This window comes from Geobacter sp. AOG2 (assembly GCF_019972295.1).
Classification (GTDB): domain Bacteria; phylum Desulfobacterota; class Desulfuromonadia; order Geobacterales; family Pseudopelobacteraceae; genus Oryzomonas.
In genome coordinates, this window is record NZ_BLJA01000001.1 from 3,408,648 (window position 1) to 3,429,447 (window position 20,800).

21 protein-coding genes and 1 riboswitch are annotated in these 20,800 nt (G+C 62.3%); of the genes, 15 read left to right on the plus strand and 6 right to left on the minus strand.

Going from position 1 to position 20,800, the window contains the following annotated elements:
• Positions 1 to 179: 179 nt before the first annotated feature.
• On the plus strand, positions 180 to 2,579 hold the full coding sequence (locus LDN12_RS15500) for a glycosyltransferase (protein WP_223923559.1): 2,400 nt from the start codon (positions 180 to 182) through the stop codon (positions 2,577 to 2,579).
• A gap of 96 nt (positions 2,580 to 2,675) precedes the next feature.
• Here the strand turns inward: LDN12_RS15500 and LDN12_RS15505 are convergent, their stop codons facing one another.
• Entirely contained in the window at positions 2,676 to 5,651 is a 2,976-nt protein-coding gene (locus LDN12_RS15505; RefSeq protein WP_223923560.1) for an EAL domain-containing protein, read from the minus strand.
• A 486-nt stretch (positions 5,652 to 6,137) separates the two neighbouring features.
• Between LDN12_RS15505 and LDN12_RS15510 the strand changes: the two genes are divergently transcribed.
• Together LDN12_RS15510 and LDN12_RS15515 are read left to right on the plus strand one after the other, a co-directional pair.
• Positions 6,138 to 7,217: an alpha/beta hydrolase gene (locus LDN12_RS15510; RefSeq protein ID WP_223923561.1), complete on the plus strand. Its 1,080-nt coding sequence runs from the start codon at positions 6,138 to 6,140 to the stop codon at positions 7,215 to 7,217.
• Entirely contained in the window at positions 7,218 to 8,798 is a 1,581-nt protein-coding gene (locus LDN12_RS15515) for a GH3 auxin-responsive promoter family protein (protein ID WP_223923562.1), read from the plus strand.
• Positions 8,799 to 8,883: 85 nt separating this feature from the next.
• Here LDN12_RS15515 and mutM read toward each other — a convergent pair whose 3' ends face one another.
• The 4 genes from mutM to LDN12_RS15535 all read right to left on the minus strand — a co-directional run bounded on the left by mutM (position 8,884) and on the right by LDN12_RS15535 (position 11,726).
• Positions 8,884 to 9,687, minus strand: a complete 804-nt coding sequence (mutM, locus tag LDN12_RS15520) for a bifunctional DNA-formamidopyrimidine glycosylase/DNA-(apurinic or apyrimidinic site) lyase (protein WP_223923563.1) — start codon at positions 9,685 to 9,687, stop codon at positions 8,884 to 8,886.
• A gap of 97 nt (positions 9,688 to 9,784) precedes the next feature.
• A complete protein-coding gene (gene hgcB, locus LDN12_RS15525) occupies positions 9,785 to 10,075 on the minus strand; it encodes a mercury methylation ferredoxin HgcB (protein WP_223923564.1) in 291 nt (96 codons plus the stop codon).
• 17 nt (positions 10,076 to 10,092) lie between these two features.
• Entirely contained in the window at positions 10,093 to 11,244 is a 1,152-nt protein-coding gene (hgcA, locus tag LDN12_RS15530; protein ID WP_274382230.1) for a mercury methylation corrinoid protein HgcA, read from the minus strand.
• A gap of 14 nt (positions 11,245 to 11,258) precedes the next feature.
• Entirely contained in the window at positions 11,259 to 11,726 is a 468-nt protein-coding gene (locus LDN12_RS15535; RefSeq protein WP_223923566.1) for a MarR family winged helix-turn-helix transcriptional regulator, read from the minus strand.
• A 118-nt stretch (positions 11,727 to 11,844) separates the two neighbouring features.
• Between LDN12_RS15535 and arsB the strand changes: the two genes are divergently transcribed.
• The 12 genes from arsB (at position 11,845) to LDN12_RS15595 (ending at position 19,771) form a co-directional block, all read left to right on the plus strand.
• Entirely contained in the window at positions 11,845 to 12,912 is a 1,068-nt protein-coding gene (gene arsB / locus LDN12_RS15540) for an ACR3 family arsenite efflux transporter (protein ID WP_223923567.1), read from the plus strand.
• Positions 12,913 to 12,995: 83 nt separating this feature from the next.
• A complete protein-coding gene (locus tag LDN12_RS15545; RefSeq protein WP_223923568.1) occupies positions 12,996 to 13,433 on the plus strand; it encodes an arsenate reductase ArsC in 438 nt (145 codons plus the stop codon).
• A gap of 37 nt (positions 13,434 to 13,470) precedes the next feature.
• Positions 13,471 to 13,532, plus strand: a riboswitch (Fluoride riboswitch).
• 184 nt (positions 13,533 to 13,716) lie between these two features.
• Entirely contained in the window at positions 13,717 to 14,094 is a 378-nt protein-coding gene (gene crcB, locus LDN12_RS15550; RefSeq protein ID WP_223923569.1) for a fluoride efflux transporter CrcB, read from the plus strand.
• A gap of 11 nt (positions 14,095 to 14,105) precedes the next feature.
• Positions 14,106 to 14,453: a DUF190 domain-containing protein gene (locus tag LDN12_RS15555; RefSeq protein WP_223923570.1), complete on the plus strand. Its 348-nt coding sequence runs from the start codon at positions 14,106 to 14,108 to the stop codon at positions 14,451 to 14,453.
• Positions 14,454 to 14,602: 149 nt separating this feature from the next.
• Positions 14,603 to 14,914 (plus strand): metalloregulator ArsR/SmtB family transcription factor, encoded by a 312-nt coding sequence (locus tag LDN12_RS15560; RefSeq protein WP_223923571.1) that lies wholly within the window; start codon positions 14,603 to 14,605, stop codon positions 14,912 to 14,914.
• A gap of 51 nt (positions 14,915 to 14,965) precedes the next feature.
• Positions 14,966 to 15,919, plus strand: a complete 954-nt coding sequence (locus tag LDN12_RS15565) for a permease (protein WP_223923572.1) — start codon at positions 14,966 to 14,968, stop codon at positions 15,917 to 15,919.
• A gap of 14 nt (positions 15,920 to 15,933) precedes the next feature.
• Positions 15,934 to 16,161 (plus strand): thioredoxin family protein, encoded by a 228-nt coding sequence (locus LDN12_RS15570; protein ID WP_223923573.1) that lies wholly within the window; start codon positions 15,934 to 15,936, stop codon positions 16,159 to 16,161.
• Positions 16,161 to 16,541: a co-chaperone YbbN gene (locus LDN12_RS15575; RefSeq protein WP_223923574.1), complete on the plus strand. Its 381-nt coding sequence runs from the start codon at positions 16,161 to 16,163 to the stop codon at positions 16,539 to 16,541. Before LDN12_RS15570 ends, LDN12_RS15575 begins: the two co-directional genes overlap by 1 nt.
• Positions 16,538 to 17,224: a cytochrome c biogenesis CcdA family protein gene (locus LDN12_RS15580; RefSeq protein WP_223923575.1), complete on the plus strand. Its 687-nt coding sequence runs from the start codon at positions 16,538 to 16,540 to the stop codon at positions 17,222 to 17,224. The genes LDN12_RS15575 and LDN12_RS15580 overlap by 4 nt, the downstream gene beginning before the upstream one ends.
• Positions 17,225 to 17,379: 155 nt before the next feature.
• Positions 17,380 to 17,760 (plus strand): NifB/NifX family molybdenum-iron cluster-binding protein, encoded by a 381-nt coding sequence (locus LDN12_RS15585; RefSeq protein WP_223923576.1) that lies wholly within the window; start codon positions 17,380 to 17,382, stop codon positions 17,758 to 17,760.
• Positions 17,761 to 17,786: 26 nt separating this feature from the next.
• Positions 17,787 to 18,071, plus strand: coding sequence for a DUF134 domain-containing protein (locus LDN12_RS15590; RefSeq protein ID WP_223923577.1), 285 nt, complete (start codon positions 17,787 to 17,789; stop codon positions 18,069 to 18,071).
• A gap of 32 nt (positions 18,072 to 18,103) precedes the next feature.
• Positions 18,104 to 19,771, plus strand: a complete 1,668-nt coding sequence (locus LDN12_RS15595) for an FAD-dependent oxidoreductase (protein ID WP_223923578.1) — start codon at positions 18,104 to 18,106, stop codon at positions 19,769 to 19,771.
• Between the two features lie 39 nt (positions 19,772 to 19,810).
• Here LDN12_RS15595 and galE read toward each other — a convergent pair whose 3' ends face one another.
• Complete coding sequence (galE, locus tag LDN12_RS15600; RefSeq protein WP_223923579.1) at positions 19,811 to 20,800, minus strand: UDP-glucose 4-epimerase GalE; 990 nt, start codon at positions 20,798 to 20,800, stop codon at positions 19,811 to 19,813.

Genomic DNA, 20,800 nt, shown 5'->3' on the forward strand with positions numbered 1-20,800 from the left:
TGCCGTCTGATTTGATATTGAAAACTGAAATCAATATACGGATCGACATCCGGGCTGTCAAGCATAAAAAAAGCAGGGTGCGGAAAAAATCCGCCGGCCGGACCGTTCCGCGCAACAGCCACAAAACTATTGCACACTCTCAACACGGTTGTAATCTTTCCCTGCTACATATAGCAAACATGAGAGCCTACAAAGCAGACCTGCACGTCCATTCGAGCCACTCCAACAAGCCCACCTACTGGGCGATGCGCAAGTTCAACTGCCCCGAAAGCTACACCTCTCCCGAGTACCTCTACCAGACCGCCAGAAGCCGGGGGATGGATTTCGTCACCATCAGCGACCACAACAGCATCAACGGCGCACTGGAGATCGCCCATCTGCCGGGGGCGTTCGTCAGTTCGGAGATCACCGCCTACTTTCCCGAAAATGACTGCAAGGTCCATGTGGTGGTGCTGCACATCACCGAAGCCCAGTTCCGCCAGATCATGGAGCTGCGCAAAAACATCTACGAGATGGTGGCCTACCTCCACCGGGAGGGGATCGCCCACTTCCTGGCCCATCCGCTCTATGCCCAGAACGACAAGCTGACCACCGCCATCATCGAGAAATCCCTGGTGCTCTTCACCACCTTCGAGGTCAGAAACGGCTGCCGGGCGCGGCGGTTCAACGCCTTTACCGAGCAGATCGTCGCCGGGCTCGACCGCGAGACCCTGGAGCTGCTCGCCGACCGGCATGATGTACGGCCCTACGGCCCGACACCCTGGATCAAGGGGATGGTGGGAGGGTCGGACGACCACGGCGGGCTGTTCATCAGCCGGGCCCATACGGCCGTCGACGGCGCCGACGACGTGGACGGGTTCATCCAGGGCATAAAGGCGGGGCGAAGCCGCGCCGAAGGCGATAACGGCGGCCCCCTGACCATGGCCCACAGCATGTACGGCATCGCCCACAGCTTCTACCGGGAGCGCTTCGGCGAACGCCGCCGCAGTTCGACCCCCTTCATCAGCGCCCTGATGAATCGTTTCTTCAATGTCGGTTCGGCCAGGGAGTCCTTCGTGGAAAAGATCAGGCTGTTCATCCTGAAGAACATCCCCGAATCCCGGAGCCACCGCGACCGGAGTTTCGAGGAGGTCCTGGACCGGGAGGCCCGGGTGCTGCTGAACGACGGCGTGTTCCTGGCCACCCTCAAGGGCGCGGACCAGAACCGCACCATCTTCGCCGTGACCAGCTATCTGGCCAACCGGATGATCTATATCTACACCAACCGCCTGATGTCCCTGCCGCTCTCCGCCGGTTTCTTCGACTACGTCACCACCCTCTCCACCATCGGCCTGGTGCACCTCCTGGTGACGCCGTATTACCTGGCCTTCCACCACCAGCACAAAGGCAAGGATATCATGCGCGGCCTCAGGGAAACCTTCCCCGATGCCGGCGCCGGGGAAGGGGACGAGAAGATCGCCCTGTTCACCGACACCCTGGACGAGATCAACGGGGTGGCGATTACCATACGCCGCCTGATCCAGACCGCCCGCAACCGGGGTGTCGCGTTGACGGTGATCACCGCCGGCGCCGCCGACGCACCGATCCCCGAAGGGGTCAAACGGTTCGAGTCGGTGGGCGATTTCGTGCTGCCGGAATATCCCGAACTGAAGCTCTCCTTCCCGCCGATCCTGGACGTCATGGACTACATCGAGCAGGGGGGCTTCACCCGCATCCACGTGAGCACGCCCGGAACCGTCGGCCTGCTGGGGCTCCTGATCGGCCGGATCATGGATATCCCGGTGGCCGGGACCTATCACACCGACATCCCCCAGTACGTGCGCAGCCTGACCAACGACGAATTCCTGGAACAGGCGGCCTGGAGCTACATGATCTGGTTCTACAACCAGATGGAAGAGGTCATGGTGCCGTCCAACGGCACCAGGCAGCAGCTCCTGTCCCGCGGTCTGGCTGAGGAAAAGATGAAGCCGTTGCCGCGCTGGGTGGACACGGAACAGTTCACGCCGGTCAGGCGCAAGGCGGATTTCTGGACCGGGCGCGGCATCCCGGAAGGGATCAGGCTCCTGTACGTGGGGCGGGTATCGCGGGAAAAGGCGCTGGAGCTTTTGGCGGAAACCTTCCGCGACCTGATCGACTCCGGCTTCGAGGCCTCGCTGGTGATCGTCGGCGACGGACCGTACCGCCGGGAGATGGAGGCGTATCTGAAGGGGTATCCGGTCTATTTTACCGGCTATCTGGCGGGCGAGGAGTTGCAGGACGGGTACGCCTCGGCCGACCTGTTCGTCTTCCCCAGCGCCACCGATACCTTCGGCAATGTGGTCCTGGAGGCCCAGTCCTCGGGGTTGCCGGTGATCGTCTCCGATGCCGGCGGTCCGAAAGAGCTGATGGTGGACGGCGAGACCGGCGTGGTCTTCAGCGCCGGCAACGGCGCGGGACTGGCCGACGCCATCAGGTATTTCCTCACCAACCGGTCGGTGCTGGCCGAAATGAGCCGCAACGCCCGAAGCTTTACCCTGCTCAAGGCCCCCGACAGCGGCGACGTCTACAATACCATCCTCCAGAGCGGCCGGGCGGCCTGACGGCAGATCGAGTTTTTCACCCGTAGTTCCTCCCCCTGTTATGCCGGGACAGACGTTCTTGTCCCGGCGATTTTTTTTGCCCCGATTGCCGCTTTCCTACCGGAGCCGCTTGTTCGCCACCACCGCCGATCCGGGCAGGCTCTTGGCGGCCTTTTTGACTTCGGTGGCCAGGGAGGCGAGCTGGGCGTAGGAGTTGATCGGCATCAGGAGGGTATTGACGATGCCGATGGAGAGGGAGAGCAGCCCGAAGGTCTCCTGTTCGCCTTTTCTGTTGACGGCGTTGTAGCACTTCGCCCCGTAATCCGCATCGCCGTGAAAGAGCGGCAGGTGGCCTTCGAATTCCCTGACGATCTCGTTCACCAGTATTTGGGCGCCGTGGGGAGGGGTTATGAGGATGAAATCGTCGCCGCCGATATGGCCGTAAAAAATGTTGTCGTTCGTGGGGGAGCGCTTCACGACGCGTTCCGTAATTTCGGCCAGGGCCTTGATGACCACGTCCCCCCGCTGAAAGCCGTAACAATCGTTGAAGGGCTTGAAGTTGTCGATGTCGATATAGGCGATATCGAAGGCCCTGCCGGACTCCAGATGCCCGGTGATCTCCCTTTGGATACTTGCGTTGCCCGGCAGTCCGGTCAGAGGGTTGGCCCCCTTGGCCAGGGAGATGTTGATCTCCGCCATGGCGTTCACCAGTTTTTTTACATCGACGACACCGGCATATCTCCCCGACATGGTGGCACAGATGTTGTCGATGCGCGCCAGACGGCACTCCCGCAGCTGGATGGCCCGCGCCGCCTCCTCGATGCTCGTATGGGCATCCAGGATCAGCTCGACGGGCGACATGAGATCCTTGATCCTCTTTGAATGGTTGATGTGAAAGCCGAAACCGTGCCGCCCGATCACATGCTCCTCGAGGAACGTCGCCCGGTTGAGGATACCGACCACGCCGCCGTTTTCCACCACCGGCAGGACGAGCAGTTCCCGGTCGTTCTGGAAGCGGCTCAATGCGGCCGGAATCGTATCCGAGGGGGCCACGGGAAGCGGGTGGAGCAGGATCTCGCCCAGGTGTTCCGCCAGCGCCGCCGGAGAGGCGGGCGGGGAACTCGCCAGGGGAAGCGGAAGCGGCCCCGTCTCCGTCCCTGCCGGGCCCGGGTTCGCGGTTCCGCCGGTGGAGGCGTCCCGTGCGGGCAGGGCCGTCCCGGTACGGATGAAATCCTCGAAGAGGTGCGCTTCGAGCGGCCTGGAGTAGAAGAACCCCTGTATCTCCCGGCATTTTCTCCTTTTGAAGTATTCAAGCTGTTCCGCCGTTTCCACCCCCTCGGCCACAACCGCAAGGTGCAGGGAGTTGGCCATGGCAATGATGGCGTCCACAAGTGCGGCATCATCGCTCCGGGAAACGATCTCGCTGACGAACGACCGGTCGATCTTGATCTTGTCGATGGGCAGGTGTTTGAGATAGGAGAGGGACGAGTAGCCGGTGCCGAAATCGTCGATCGATATGGTGATCCCTTTCTCCTTGAGCTTGAGCAGTTTGGTGACCGTGTCGTCCATGTCGCCCATCAGGGCGCTTTCGGTAAGCTCCAGTTCCAGATTTTCGGGGGCGAACCCGGTTTGCAGCAGGATGGCCAGGACCTTCTCCACAAACAGGTTGTCGCGCAGTTGGCGTGTGGAGATGTTGACCGAAACCTGCAAAGGGGGGAGGCCTGCATCCTGCCAGGATCTGCACTGGCTGCACGCCGACCTGAGCGCCCATTCGCCGAGCTTCACGATCATCCCGTTTTCTTCGGCAATGGGGATGAACTTGGCGGGGGATATGACGCCCGATCCGGGACGTTTCCAGCGCAGAAGGGCCTCCATACCCGTGACGTTGCCGCTCTCGACGGAGACTTTCGGCTGATAGCAGAGGTAGAACTCGTTGTCCTCGATGCCCCGCAGCATGCTGGCCTCGATCTGGTGCCGTTCGAAGGCCCTGCTGTTCAACTCCCCGGAAAAGAACTGGAAGCGGTTGGCGGCCTCCTGTTCGCGGGCCTGATTCATGGCGATGTGGGCGTTCTGCAGCAAGATATCCGTCGTGAAGCCGTCTGCCGGGAAGCAGGCCACTCCCATGGCCGCGGTCACCATCATCTCCCCCTGGGGCAGGGCCACCGGTTCGCTGAACATGGTCTGGAGTTTGCTCAAGATGGTTGCAATATCCGGTTCCTGCACCAACCCGCCCAGCACGATGACGAATTCGTCGCGGCTGATGCGCGCGACGGTATCGCTTTGGCGCAGCAGCGCCTGGAAACGTTCCGCAAGCGCCCTGGCTATGTCCCTGCTTCCTCCGTGCCCGAATGCATCCACGATGCTGGTGACGCCGGACAAGCCGATGTAGATGATGGCGGAGCTGCGGTGCTCCCGGCTGCCGAGGGCAATGATCTGGTTGAGCCGGTCCATGAGGAGGTTCTGGTTGGGGAGGCCGGTTTCGGCATCATAGTAGACCAGTTGCTGGATTTCTTCTTCGGCCCTGATCCGCTCGGTAATATCGCGGACAATGGTTATGGCGCATTTCTCGCCGTTCAGCGTGACCAGGCGGGCCGACAGTATCCCGGTGACCAGTGCGCCGTTCTTTTTCCTGAAGGTGGCGGTCTGGTTGTCGACCGAGCCGTGGCGCTCCAGCAATGCCGCAAGTTCAAACTGGTCTTCGGGATTTTTCCAGAGCCTGATGTGGCGCGGCGTCTTGCCGATGACTTCGGCTTCGCCGTAACCGCTCATCAGGGAAAATCCCTCGTTCACATGGATGAAGGCGCCGTCGCTCAACCTGTTGATGTTGATGGAATCGGGGGAGATCTGGAAGGCCTTGTAGAACAGGTCGCGGGAGAGCTGTACCTCTCCGGTGTAATGCCTGATCAGGACATAGAGCAGAGCGGAGGTCAATACGACAAAGAGGCTGCCCTCGAACAGCACGAACGTAAGGGGGTGTGCCGCTTTCAGCACCATCGGGTTGGAAGCCATGATCAGGCCCACAGCCATGGCCGCATACAGGATGACGATCCTGCCGGGGGAAAGTATCAAGAATGTGGAGCCGTTTTCATTCATGGGGACCCCGTGGTGAAGAGAGGTTGATGCCGTGCCGTGCACGCTGAGTCGAATGGGCCGGCTCCTGCCGTAGCATAACATTCGATGGTGACAAGGGTGTTACGGCCCTGTTGCGTTTTTGTGCTAAATGCGCCCTGGTTTTTCCTGCATTTGCGATGACAGGCCGGTCCGGGAGGTTTGTCCCAAACGTGCAACATCTCGGTTGGCATGCCGGTACGGGCTGCCCGGCGCCACGTCCGCCGGTTCATATCCGGTTCCGGCCAAAGCCGGCGGACCCCGTTTCCCCGATCGGCCTTTACATCCGGAACCGGCTCCGGGAGCCGTTCCCCAGGGCAAGGGACCTCTTCCCTTCTTCTCTCCCCGCCGTCCCCGGCAGATTTTTCACAACCGCAACGCATTCTTCATCAACTGTTTCCAATCCGCACCCCGGATGTAACGTCGCCATGCTTTACTGCCGAAAGCTTGCACGAGAGATCAGGAGGCGACATGAAACCCGTTTCGTCAAAGACCAGCCCGGTAAAAGAGGCCCACCCCGTACTTGTTTCGGCAGCGACCATGGCCCATGGCTTCATGCGTTCCATGGCCATCAAGCCCTATGCGCCGAAAAACCGCCGCCGCGAGTTCGGCCTGATGAAGAGCTTCCACAGCATGCACAGCATCCGCTGCCAGGTGTTCCGCGAAAAGAGCGCCGGATCGATGCCGACCATCGTGATCGCCGGTTTCGTGCCCGACGCCACGGAGACGATTGAATTCCAGCGCCCGCTTTTGCGCAGGCACGGCAGCATCTACTATCTCAACTATCCCCGCAACGGCTTCTCGGTGGAGATGTTTTCCGCCCAGTTGTCCGACCTGATCGACGATATCCACGCCAGGGGGAACAAGCCGCTGATCATGAGCATCAGCTTCGGTTCCGGCCTGCTGGTGGATTTTCTCAGGCGGGCCGACGAGCATATCCACGAAAAGATCCGCGGCCTGCTCCTGGTCAGCCCGGTGATCTGCACCGACGACCTGATCCGTCCCAAGGGCGAGAAACGCGACGGCATCCGTTTTCTGGAGAGCAGCCTGCAGAAGATCATCACCGCCGATCCGGCCAAACAGGATGAACTGGAGAAACAGGTGGAGCGTTCGCGCCGCTGTTTCCAGGCCCTGTTCGCCGCCGGCGCCGAAAACCGGGTATTGAGCAGCAAGCATCTGGCGATCCGCCGCAAGATCATGGACGTACTGGCCCATACCTCGGCCCTGGGGGGATACGAGCGGGTCAAGGCGTTGCGGGAGCTTGAGTTCCCCGCGCTCGCCGGTTCGGTCTTCGCCGGCCCGGTTCTGGCGCTTATGGCCGAGAACGAGGAGGATATCCTGGTGCCGCGGTCGCCGACCCTCGCCCTTTTTGCCGATTCGGAGCGCTATACCAGGCTGTTCCCCAACTGCCGGGTGAAGAAGGTCATCTCCAAGAACGAGGGTGACAACGTGCCCCATGCCTCCATGATCTTTCACTACGACGCCTACAATCCCCTGCTGGAAAGCTGGTACAGCAAACTTTCGGCGCCGCTTCTGCAGATGGCGGTCTAAATGGCTCTCATCCGACGCGCATTGTGGACGCCGCCCCTGCAAGGGCTGATCAGGCATTCGGCCGCCCTCCGCGCCCAACGCTTTTTGGAGCGCGACCCCCTGTCGGCCCAGCGGGCCATCTTTCAGCGGCTCGTCTGCGCGGCGGACGGGACGCGCTTCGGCCGCGACCACGACTTTCCGGTCCTGGCGCGTCTCCCCTATGACCAGGCATACGACCGGTTCCGGCAGCGGGTGCCGATCCGCACCTACCAGGATTTCTGGGACGAATACTTCCAGGCCGGTTGCCGCACCGGTATCGACGGCAAAAAGCGCATCCGCCTGGAGGATGTCACCTGGCCCGGCAGGATGAGCATGTTCTGCGAGACCTCCGGCACCACCGCGCCGACCAAGTACATCCCCTTTTCCGGCCAGATGTTCGACGAAAACCGCCGGGCGGCCACGGACATGATCGCCTGCTATCTCGCCGCCCAGAGCACATCGCGCATCGGTTCCGGCAAGATCCTCTACATGTCCGGTTCCACCGAGCTGAACGACATGGGCGACGGCATCTGCTCCGGCGACATGAGCGCCATCACGCTCCGTTTTCGCCCGCGCTGGCTGAATCCCTTCGTGGAGCCACAGGCGCACGTTTCCGTCCTTCCTTGGGAAGAGAAGCTTCAGGCCATGGCCGAACTGCTGATCAACGACCCGGACATCCGGGTCATCTCCGGCGTGCCTCCCTGGATCATCCTGCTCCTGAAGCGCTGCGCCGAACTGGGCGGCAGGCCGCTTGGCGAACTGCTGCCGCACCTGGAGTTGATCATCCACGGCGGCACCAGCATCAAGCCCTATCGCAGCGAGTTCGAGGCGCTCTTCGACGGCCGGCTCCCCAATCTTCTGGAACTGTTGCCTTCCTCCGAGGCCTTCATGGCCTTTCAGCAGCAGGGCGATGAACAGATGCGCCTGACCCCTTTTTACGGTGCGTTCTTCGAGTTCGTGCGCTTCGAGGATCTGGACGGGCAGGGGCGGCCGCCGAGGGATGCCGAAGCGATTCCGTTGGAACAGGTGCAGGTGGGACAGCGCTACGCCGTGATCCTCAGCACCTGCTCCGGGTTGTGGCGCTACCACATCGGCGACACCATCCGCTTTACCTCGCTCGCGCCGCATTTCATCGAGTTCACCGGCCGGGACCGTTTTCTGGACAAGCTGGAGGAAAAGGTGACCCAGGGGGAGGTGGAACGGGCCATTGCGGAGTTGAACGACTTCGGAAGGTGGAACGTGCGGGAGTTCATGGTGGGGGCCGACGTGCAGGCCCGGCGGCACGTGTGGGTGCTGGCCGCGTCAGAGGATGGCGGGAACGTGGACCAGGCCGCGGATGTGCTGGATGCCGCGCTGTGCGGCATGAACGCCGACTACGCCACCTTCCGCAGCCAGGGGCGCATCAACCCGCCCCAGGTCCTGGTGGCGGGGGAGGGGGCGATCTACGAATGGTCCAAAACGGTGCGCGGCAAGCTGGGCGGCCAAACCAAGATACCGCATATCGACCCCACCGCCGATTCGTCCATGATCGCCAGCCTGCGGGAGTTTGCCGGGCGGGGCTGAAGCGGATGGTCGCGCCCGGAACCGTAAGGGCTGCCCGATCGGCAGCCCTTTTTGCGTTGGCGCAGGGAGGTGTCCACACGGGACACTAGCGCTGGCAGCGGGGACAGTAGACCGTGCTCCGGTTTCCCAGCCGGATCTCCTCCAGGGCCCCGTTGCAGCGGCCACAGGTTGCCTTGCCCCGCCCGTACACGGCAAACTCCAGGGGGTGGTAGGCGACCGAGTCCTCCGCCACCCGGTAGGTGCTCCCCTGGTCGATGGACTCCTGCAGCGCCTCCCGGATGGTGAGGGCCAGCCGGCCGCACTCCGGGGCGGCAAGGGAGGAGGCGGGCCGGTCGGGGCGGATGCCGGCGCGGAACAGCGCCTCGTTGGCGTAGATATTGCCGACCCCGGCAACCGTTGCCGAGTTCATGATAAACTGTTTCACCGAAACCTTGCGGGACCGGCTCATCTGGAAGAGATAATCGCCGTCGAAGGCGGAGGTGAGCGGCTCCGGGCCGATGCCGGCCAGGAGCGGATGCCCGGCGGGGGCGTCCGTGGTCCAGGCCACGGTGCCGAATTTGCGCGGGTCGTGGAAGCGCAGGAGCGAACCGCCGGCAAGGTGGATATCCAGATGATCGTGCTTTCCGGACGGCGTGATGTGGGGGAGGAACCGGAGAAATCCGGTCATGCCCAGATGAAGGATGAGCCAACCGGCTTCGCAGTCGAACAAAAGGTACTTGCCCCGCCGCCCCACGGAACGGATGACCCGCCCCGGCAGCACGTTCGCCAGCTCTTCGGGGATGGGAAGGCGGAGTTTCGGCACCCGCGCCTCCACCCGTTCGATCCTCTTGCCCACCAGATCCGGCTCCAGCCTGCGTCGGGTCAGTTCCACCTCGGGGAGTTCCGGCACTCTTGCCTCCAGCGGCGTTTCCGCCGTAAAATTTCCACCCAACACTACCTTAGGCCGCGGCGGTACTCAACTCTTGCGTACCGACCCCCCGTAGTGATCAGGAACAGCAGTTCCCGCCCGGCAGGCGCAGCTTCCGTTCCTGGAACCATTCGTTGATCATGCCCGAGGCGCAGCCGACCCCGGCGTCCACCGTGATGGCCTTGACCGGGCAGTTGAGGGCGCAGGCGCCGCACTCCATGCAGGCGTCCCGGTCCCGGAGGGCGGCCTTCTTCTCCGCCAGGGAGAACACCTGGTGGGGGCAGACCTCCAGGCACCTGCCGCAGCCGATGCAGGCCGCCCGGTCCAGCTCAAGGGTTACCACGTCGCGCAAATATCTGAAGCCTTCCATCGTCCGCTCCTTTGTGCCTACAAAAATCTTCCCGCCAGGAGCAACACCACGCTCGCCAGCAGCGCGCCGCCCATGGCCGGCAGGGCGATGCGCATCTCTTTCTTCACCCCCGAACGGGAGGTATAGGTGCTGCATCCGGTGAAATTGAGGGTATGGAAGGCGCTCACCGCGGGCAGGGCCAAAAAGAGCGCCATGGTCGCCGGTATGCCCCAGGCGGGCCCTCCGGCGAGAAGGTAGAATGCCCCGCTCCAGATCAGCCCCGCCACGGCCCCCTTGACGGAAAAACTTTTGCCCGGCAGCCAGGGGAGGAGCAGGGGGCCGATCACGACCCCGGTCACAAGCGCGCCCGCGTAGGCCAGAAAGGCCGTGATGCCCGCCGAAAGGCCCCCCAGCGCGGCTGCGAGTAGAAATACGATACCGGCGATGATTGCGCCGGATTTGAGGGCCATCACCAATTCCACCGGAATCAGCACCAGCCGTTCGTAGAAGGTGAAGGTCAGTCGTTGCATGGCTGGCGTGGTGACCATGCCGTTATCCAGGTATTCGGGCAGGTCTGCGGCCCGGATTGAGGCATAGTCGACCGAGAAGCCGCAACGCCGGGCCACCTGGTGGGCCGACACTCCGGGGGCGCCCAGGATCGGCAGGATCAGGCGGCGGTGGCTGACCACCTTGGCCAGGCCGGTGGCCGCGACCCGGCGCACCACTTCGCCGGTGCCGAAGGTCCCCTTGCCCGCCGCGCACCAGACGTTGATCCCGTAGGTCTCCAACACCAGCAGCCAAAGGTTTCGTCCCGTAGCTGTACGACGGATAATGTCGTAACTCATCTTGTAGTTGGCGGTCACCAGCACCGGCGCCTCCGGTGTCGGCCGGCCAATGGCGTAGAGGCCCGGCGGCACCATGTAGCTCATCCGGCCGATGCCCCAGCGGGCTTTGCAGGCCCCCAGCCGGTCCCTGAACCCAAGCTCCGATGAAATTACCGGCACCCGGCCGGCCGGGGTCTCCAGCCACTCCATGAAACCGGGTACCTTGTCGGTGATCTCTCCGCCCCCGGCGGAGGTGGGGGGACCTCAGCAGGGCGGCTTGTCCGGGCCGTCGGAGGAGGTGCCGCATGCGGCGGCCGGCGGGCGATGCTCCGTCTCCGTGGCCCTGCGGATGCTCTTGATCTTTATGGCTCCACCATTATTTAGTTGCAGCATGCAATTTTACCTCCCTGCGACGGGTCGTTGCCGGCCTTGGCCACGGCCTCGTTCAGAAGCCCCAGGGATCTGACGACCGTCTCGCGTTCGAACCCGCTCATGTGGGAGAAGATGCGCTCGACCGTGGCCGCCATGTAGCGGTCGATCTTTTCCAGTACCTGCCTGCCCGCGTCGGTCAGGCCCAGGAGGCTGACCCGCCGGTCGCCGGCCGAGACCCGCCGCGTTATCAGCCCCTTGCCTTCCAGGCTTTTGGCCTGGCGGCTGAAGGTGGTCACGTCCATGCCCAGTTCCTCGGCCACCTGCTGCATGGAGGGGCTGCCCATCCTCCTGATCTCGAACAGGATGTGGCTCTGGGCCATGGATACCTGCTCGCCGCAACACTCGTCGCAGCAGGACGCGTTCAGCAGGCCGAAGCGGCGCACGAATAGCTGTAGTTCTTCCCTGACTGAATCCATAGAACGGTTCTCCCGGGTGTTCAGGCTACACAATTAAGTTGCATTTTGCAACTAATATGTGTATAGCTACGATTGTAGTCAATAGCTTCGAAAAATTCAATTTTCAGGTAGACAGACCATGAGCGAACACCTGTCCCGAAAACTCTCCTTCCTCGACCGCTGGCTGACCCTGTGGATCTTTGCCGCCATGGTTCTGGGCGTGGGGCTCGGCTGGTTCGTGCCGGGGATGGAGGGCTTCATCAACCGTTTCCAGGTGGGCACGACCAATATCCCCATCGCCGCGGGGCTGATCCTGATGATGTACCCGCCCTTTGCCAAGGTGAAGTACGAGGAGATGCCCCAGGTCTTTCGCAACAAGAAAATCCTGGGCCTGTCGCTGGTACAGAACTGGTTCATCGGGCCGCTCCTGATGTTCGTGCTGGCCGCGCTCCTTCTGCCGGACAAGCCGGAGTACATGGTGGGGCTGATCATGATCGGCCTGGCGCGCTGCATCGCCATGGTGATCGTCTGGAACGAACTGGCCAGGGGCAACACCGAATACGCCGCCGGGCTGGTGGCCTTCAACAGCATCTTCCAGGTGTTGTTCTACAGCGTCTACGCCTGGTTCTTCATCACCGTGCTGCCGCCGTTGATCGGCCTCAAAGGGGTGGTGGTGGCTGTGGGGATCGGCCAGATTGCGAAGAGCGTCTTCATCTATCTGGGCATCCCCTGCATCGCCGGGGCCCTGACCCGCCTCGTCGGCCTGAAGCTGGTGGGCAAGGAGCGGTACCACGCGAACTTCGTGCCCAGGATCGGCCCCATCACCCTGATTGCGCTGCTCTTCACCATCGTGGTCATGTTCAGCCTCAAGGGGCAACTGATCGTGCGCCTGCCCCTGGACGTGCTGCGCATTGCCCTGCCGCTTCTCATCTATTTCGTGGTCATGTTCCTGGTATCGTTCTGGATGGGCAAGCGGCTGGGGGCCGATTACGGCAAGACCACCACCCTGGCCTTTACCGCGGCCAGCAACAATTTCGAGCTGGCCATCGCCGTTGCGGTGGCGGTGTTCGGGCTCAATTCCGGGGCCGCCTTTGCCGCCGTGATCGGTCCGCTGGTGGAGGTGCCGGTGATGATCGGCCTGGTCAACGTGGCCTTCCGGTTCCAAAAACGCCTGTTCGCCGACGAGGTCCCGTCCCGGAACCTGTAACGTCATCGTGACCGATCGGCAATCAGGCCTTCACAGATTTTTGATAACATGTCGCAACATCGGTGACCGGGAGGATATGGTTCATGGAAAAAAAGATCAAGGTGCTCTTCGTGTGTGTCCATAACAGCGCCCGCAGCCAGATGGCCGAGGCGTTTCTCAATCACCTGGCCGGCGACCGCTTCGAGGCGCACAGCGCGGGATTGGAACCGGGCACGCTCAATCCGCTGGCGGTGGAGGCCATGGCCGAGGCGGGCATCGATATCTCCGCCAACCGGACAAAGAGTGTCTTCGATTTCTTCAAACGCGGCGCCATCTTCAACTATGTCGTAACGGTCTGCGACGGCGCCAACGCCGAACGCTGCCCCATCTTTCCCGGCATCACCCACAGGATGCACTGGAGTTTCGAAGACCCGGCAGCGCTGGCGGGGACGCACGCGGAGAAGCTGGAGGCGGTCCGCCGGATCAGGGACCAAATCCGGGACGCCGTGGCTTCGTTCGTCACGGAGCAGGGCGCCCCATAGTTCTTGACAATGGGGACCTGACAAGGTAATTTGACCGAAATCCTATGGCGATGGAGTTCGCCGCAACCGCTTGCCAAAGCTGATGACTCCTGCTCTTTACACACAAGGGCGGGAGTTTTTTCATTTTCATGGTTTGTTTGGCGCGCGCAATCATGTATGTATGGGTTTCGGCCGCCCTCGCGCGCCGGGCGTCGATCCGGGGGTGACATCTCCCGGAAGCCCGGTATACTACCTGGTGTCCCGCAACCAACCGTACGGGCCACCGACAAGGAGAACGTTCCCGATGAAGACAGCCGCTACGATTGCCCTGTTCTGCGCCGGCGGAGGGCTTGCCCGCTACTATCTCTCGGGTTGGGTCTACGGCTTCCTGGGCCGGGCCTTTCCCTACGGCACCCTTGCCGTCAACGTCGTCGGAGCCTACCTTATCGGCCTGGTCATGGAGCTGGGCCTGACCGGCACGGCGATCTCCGGTACCCTGCGGGTAGGGTTGACGGTCGGCTTCATGGGGGGACTGACCACCTTTTCCACCTTCAGTTATGAGACCTTCAAGCTGCTGGAGGACGGCCAGTTCGGGGTGGCGTTCGTGAATGTCCTGGCGAACGTGGCGGTCTGCCTGGTCTTTACGTGGCTCGGTATTTTTACCATCCGTTCGATTTCGTAGGGGAGGCGGTCATGACAAAACTGGTTGGCGAGAATGTATTGATGCGGATCTTTATCGGGGAAAGCGACCGCTACGGTCACAAGCCGCTCTACGAGGTACTGGTGGAGCTGTTGCGCACGGAAGGGTTTGCCGGGGCAACGGTCCTGCGCGGCGTGTGCGGGTTCGGCGCCCACAGCGTCTATCACAGCCAGAAGCTTTTGGACCTGTCCGCCGACCTGCCCCTGATCGTCGAGGTCGTGGATACCCAGGAAAAGATCAACGCCATCATGCCGCGCATCGACGAGATGATGGGCGGCGGCATGATCACCCTGGAAAAGGCCACGGTCATCCGCTACAGCCACAAGCAGCAGGCGGAGTAGCCCGGCCCCCGAGCCGCTTGGCGCTCCGGTTTTTGCGGAGGGAAGCCGGACGCGCCGTCGCTGTTTCTGCACGTACCGCCTTTGTGTCTTGACATCTTCCCGGCGGTTGAGTATATGATTATTTAATCATATATATCCGGAGCGTTCTCATGGTTGCCGCCAACTATCTGGCCGATGTTCTCAAGGCCATTGCCCAGCCGACCCGGCTGAAGATCATCGACTTCCTGCGGGAGGGGGAGAAGTGCGTTTGCGAGATCTTCCCCGCCATCGGCGAAGAACAATCCAACACCTCCCGGCATCTCAACTACATGCATAACCACGGCATCCTCTCCCGGCGCAAGGACGGCGTGAAGATCCTCTACGTCGTCAGGCATTCCGAGGTTTTTCAGATAGCCGACCTGGCCGCTTCCATCTGCGCCAGAGAAACCAAACACCGTACCAGGGCGTTGAAGGGAAAATAGTTTTTTTTGCGCAGGTATATGATTGCCTGCTCAACTAATCATGGAGTAGCCATGCTGAAACAGTTCGCCGACTATCTTGTCTTCACCCTCATAGGGCTTGCCCCCGGTTCGCGTCCGGGCGAGGCGCTGGATTTCTTCGTCTACGACACCCTCAAGATCTTTCTGCTCCTGACCACCATCGTCTTTGTGGTGGCCATCATCCGCTCCTATTTCTCGCCGGAGCGGACCCGGCGCATCCTTTCCCATAATCGCGAATACGTGGGCAACGTGCTGGCGGCGCTCCTGGGGATCGTCACCCCCTTCTGCTCCTGTTCGGCGGTGCCGCTGTTCATCGGATTCGTGGAGTCGGGCATCCCGCTGGGGGTGACCTTTTCGTTCCTGATTTCCTCGCCCATGGTCAACGAGATCGCCCTGATCATGCTCTGGGGACTGTTCGGCTGGAAAATAGCCATGATTTACGTGGGCACGGGCCTGCTGGTGGCCGTCACGGCCGGGATCGCGATCGGCAGACTCAGGATGGAAAAATATGTGCAGGACTACGTTTGGGAGGTCAAGGTCGGGCAGGCGGGGATCCAGGAACAGAGCTTCCGGGAAAAGATCGACTATGCCCGGAACTATACCCGTGAACTCCTGAAGAAAATATGGCCCTACGTGGTGATCGGCGTCGGCATGGGGGCCTTTATCCACGGCTATGCCCCGGCCGATTTCCTCCTGAAATACGCGGGGCGGGGCAACCCCTTTGCCGTGCCGCTGGCCGTGCTGATCGGCGTGCCGCTGTATTCCAACGCCGCCGGCATCATCCCGGTCGTGCAGGCCCTGATGGAGAAGGGCATGGCGGTCGGGACGGTGTTGGCCTTCATGATGGCGGTAACGGCCCTGTCGTTCCCCGAGGCGGTCATCCTCAAAAATGTGCTCAAGACCCGGCTGCTGGTCACCTTTTTCGGCATTGTGGCGACCGCTATCGTTATCGTCGGGTATCTGTTCAATGCCATACTCGCAACCTGAAAGGAGATACGAGGATGAAGATCGAAGTTCTGGGTACCGGCTGCGCCAAATGCAAGGCGCTCCACGAGGCTGTGCAAACGGCGGTCAGGGAAAAGGGGGTCGAGGCGGAGATCGTCAAGGTGGAAGACATTCCCTCCATCATGGGGCACGGCGTCATGAGCACCCCGGCGCTGGTGATCGACGGCAAGGTGGTCTTCTCCGGCAGGACCGCCACGGCGGAAGAGATCGGGGGACTGCTGTGATGCGCCCGCTCGTTGTCTGTGTCGTCCTGTGTGCCACGGTGACCGCCGCGCGGGCCGAGCTGCCATCGGCAGGCGAGAGCGTCATCCGCGCCGCCCTGACCTCGGGCAGGCCCACGGTGGCCGATTTCGGCGCCCGAACCTGCATCCCCTGCAAAAAGATGGCGCCGATCCTGGCCGAATTGAATGGCGAGCTGAAGGGCAGGGGCAACGTCCTGTTCACGGATGTCCGGGAATCCCCCGACCTTGCCGAACGGTATCATGTGCAGATGATCCCGACCCAGATTTTCTTCGATATCAGGGGCAGGGAGGTAAAACGTCATATGGGCTTCATGGAAAAATCCGCCATCCTGAAGGAGCTGAAGGCCCTGGGGATGAAATGACCTTTCTCGATAACATGGAGCAGATCGTCGCCCTCCATCCGCTGGCGGCCTTTGGTGCGGCCTTCCTGGCGGGAGTGCTTTCCTCCGCCTCGCCGTGCGTCCTGGCCACCATACCGCTGGTGGTCGGTTTCGTCGGCGGCTACAGCGACGGCAATCGCGTCAAGGCGTTTCGCTATTCTCTGGCCTTCGTCCTCGGTCTCTCCCTGACCTTCACCGCGTTCGGCGCGGCGGCCGGGTTGCTCGGCACCATGTTCGGCACCCTCGGCGGCCCCTGGTACCTGATCGCCGGCACCGTGGCGCTGGTCATGGGGGGGCAGATGATGGGGCTGTACGAACTGCGCCTGCCGGTTCGCCCCGACTTCAAACCCAAGCGGGGCGGCATTGCCGGTGCGTTCCTGCTGGGGTTGTTTTTCGGCGTCGTTTCATCCCCGTGCGCCACGCCGGTACTGGTGGTGCTGCTGACGCTGGTGGCCAGCGGGGGCAAGGTGCTCTACGGCGTCACGCTGCTCTTTTCCTACGCCCTGGGACATTGTCTGCTGATGCTGTTTGCCGGTACCTTCACCGGCTTCGTGGAGGGGTTCGCCAAGACCAGCGGTATCGTCAATTTTTCTCTCTGGGCCAGGCGGGTCAGCGGCGGGATCGTCGCCCTGGGGGGCGGCTGGTTTATGTGGCAGGCGTTCTGATGTCTGCCGCCGCGGCCGATCCCCTGTTCCGCGGGGTGGATTAGCCGCGCAGGGCGCCTGGCGGGGGTCCCCTTCTCCCTTGGAAAATTTATGTTGACATGCGAATATGCGGATTGTATTCTGTGCATATACACAAAATACAAGGAGGTAGTGTCATGAAGATCTGTTTCCCCGTCGCTCAGGATGCGGGCCTGGAAAGCCCTGTTTATAACCATTTCGGTTCTGCTCCGCTGTTTGTGGTGGTCGACACCGAGACCCGCCAGGCAGAGGCGCTGCACAACAACGACCAGCAACACCAGCACGGCGCCTGCAGCCCCCTGAAAGCCCTCGGCACGGACCGGTTCGACGGTATCGTGGTCACCGGTATCGGCGGGGGGGCGCTGAACGGCCTGCACCGCATGGGGCTCAAGGTCTTTCAGGCGTTTGACGGCACCATTGCCGAGAATGTGGATCTGTTCGTGAAGGGCGGGCTGCCCGAGTTTCTTCCCCAGCAGACCTGCGGCGGGCATGCGCAAGGAGGCGGCTGCTGTCACTAGGCCGACACAGGGAACCCGGGAGCCATATGTCACCACGAAACAAAAAACCGCGTACCTGTACCTGTCCGCTGCGGGCTGAATACGAACAGGTTTTCAAACCTGCCGGTACCCCGCTCGGACAGCTGGAACAGGTCATCTTGTACCACGATGAATTGGAAGCGCTCTATCTGTGCGATGGCGAGCACCTCCGGCAGGAAGAGGCCGGCGAACGCATGGGCGTTTCCCGGGGGACCGTTCAGCGCCTGCTGGCCGCGGCACGAGCCAAGGTTGCGCAGGCGCTGGTCACCAACAAGGCGCTCTGCATCAAGTAGCGCCGCTATTTTACGATCAAGGTGGGCACGTCATGAAGATTGTGGTCATAGGGGCCAATGCCGCCGGAGCCAAGGCGGCGGCCAAGGCCAAGAGGATCAATCCGAAGGCCGGGATAACGGTCATCGACCAGGGAAGTTTTATCTCGTACGGCGCCTGCGGCATACCGTACTTTGTGGCCGATACGGTGCGCGATGAGAAGGAGCTCATGAGCACGCCGGTCGGCGTGGTTCGTGACCCTGCCTTTTTCCGGAAGGTCAAAGGGGTTGAGGTCATTACCGAAACCAAGGCGGTGGCGCTCGACTGGCGGAATAAGAAGGTTGAACTCTGGACCGCCGAGAGCGGTACGACCTCCTTCCTCGACTATGACCGTCTGATCCTGGCCACCGGAAGCTCGCCGCTTGTCCCGCCGCTTGAGCAATGCGAACTTCCCGGTATCCTGACCGTCAAAAGCATGGAGGACGCCACCCTTCTGAAGCAGCAGGCGATTTCCGGCAAACGGGCGTGCGTCATAGGCGCGGGCCTGATCGGTCTCGAGACCGTCGAGGCTCTGGCGCTGCGCGGGATGCAGGTAACGGTGGTCGAGATGTGCGATCAGGTCCTGCCGGGTGTTCTGGATGAGGAGATGGCGACGCTCCTTGAGCGGCATATACGGACCCACGGCGTCCAGGTGATGACGTCCTGCCGTGTTTCAGGTTTTGCCGGAACCGGGCACGTGGAAAAGGTCATGACCGACCGTGGCGAAATCACGGCCGATCTGGTGGTGCTGGCGGTCGGAGCGAAGCCCAACGTGAGCCTTGCCCGCGATGCCGGGCTTCGGATCGGGGAATCCGGCGCCATAGCCGTGGACGACCGCCTGCGGACCTCCGTGCCGGACATCTATGCCTGCGGCGACTGCTGCGAAACCACGAGCCTGGTAACGGGCAAAAGCATGCATGTGCCACTGGGAAGTACGGCCAATAAGCAGGGGCGGGTTGCCGGGATCAACGCGGCGGGAGGCGATGCCGTTTTTGCCGGGGTGGTGGGGACGACCATCGTCAAGGTGTTTGAATTCAATGCCGGGAAGACCGGTTTGACCGAACTAGCCGCCCGTGCCGCGGGCTACGACGTCGAGACCGTGCTGTCTCCCGCCCCGGACCGGGCCCATTTCTATCCCGAAGCAAAGCCGATAGCGCTGAAACTGGTTGCCGACCGGAAGGACGGCCGGCTGCTCGGCCTTCAGGCGGTCGGTCCCGGCGCCGTCGATAAACGGATAGATGTCGCGGCCACCGCCATTACCTTCCGTGCCACCGCCGAACAGATCTCCCAGCTCGACCTCGGCTATGCGCCGCCCTTTGCCGCGGCCATGGACAACCTGATCGTCGCCGCCGATATTCTGAAAAACAAACTCTCCGGCCATGCCAGGGGCGTGTCCCCCCGGGAGGTCAGAGAAAAGATGGAGGCGGAGGAGGACTTCATCCTGCTCGATGTCCGCTCTCCGGGCGAACACGAGGCGACGCGGATCGCCGGGGCAAAGCTGGTTCCGCTCGGCGTGCTGCGGGAGAAACTGGACAGCCTCCCCAAAGACAAGGAGATCATCGCCTTCTGCAAGATCAGCCTGCGGGGCTATGAGGCGCAAAAAATCCTCGATGCCGCCGGTTTCACCAACGTCCGGTTCATGGATGGCGGCATCCTCACCTGGCCCTACGAACTGGAGAGTTAGCAAAGCAAAAACGGGGCGGCGCGGTATGGCCGCCCTGTTTTATCGTTTCCCCGCCAGTTTGCTCTCCCATCTCCAGGCATCGGCCACGATGCTCCGCAGGTCGTCGTAGCGCGGCTGCCAGCCGGTGAGTCGCCTGATCCTGTCGGCCTGCGCCACCAGCGAGGCCGGGTCGCCGGGACGGCGCTGCGCCTCCACCACCGTGAAATCCACACCGCTGATCTCCTTCACGACCTTCAGCACCTCCCGCACACTGCCCCCCCGGCCGTAGCCGACATTCATGGCGGTGGGCTCGCCCCCGTTCTCCAGATACTGCAAGGCGCACAGGTGTGCGGCGGCCAGGTCCTCGATGTGGATGTAGTCGCGGATACCGCTGCCGTCGGGGGTCGGGTAGTCCGTGCCGTAGATGGCGACGCTCTCCCGCATCCCCAGGGCGGCCTGGCAGGCCACCTTGATCAGGTGGGTCGCCTCGGGGGTGCGCTGCCCCATGCGGGCCTGGGGATCGGCGCCGGCCACGTTGAAGTAGCGCAGCGCCACGTACTGCATGCCGTGAGCCGCGGAGGTGTCCCGCAGCATCCACTCGCTCATCAGCTTCGAGGTGCCGTAGGGATTGATGGGGGCCAGGGCGCTCTCCTCGGAGGCGGCGCCTCCGTCGGGAATGCCGTAGACCGCGGCGGTGCTGGAAAAGATGAAGCGCCGCACGTCGAACTTCGTGCAGGTCTCCAAAAGCCCCAAGGTGTTGCGGGTGTTGTTGCCGTAGTACTTGAGCGGCAGGGAGACCGATTCCGGGGCCACGATGGAGGCGGCGAAGTGCAGGACCGTGGTGAAGCGGTGGCGTTCAAAGGCCGCCTCCAGGGCCTGGCGGTCGGCCAACTCGCCCACGATCAGCTCTTCGCCGTGGATCAGGGCGTCGCGAAAACCGGTGGAGAGGTTGTCGTAGACGACCACCTTGCGGCCCGCTTCGCTGAGCTGCCGGACGACATGGCTACCGATGTAGCCGCAGCCCCCGCTTACGAGAATGGTTTCAGGCAT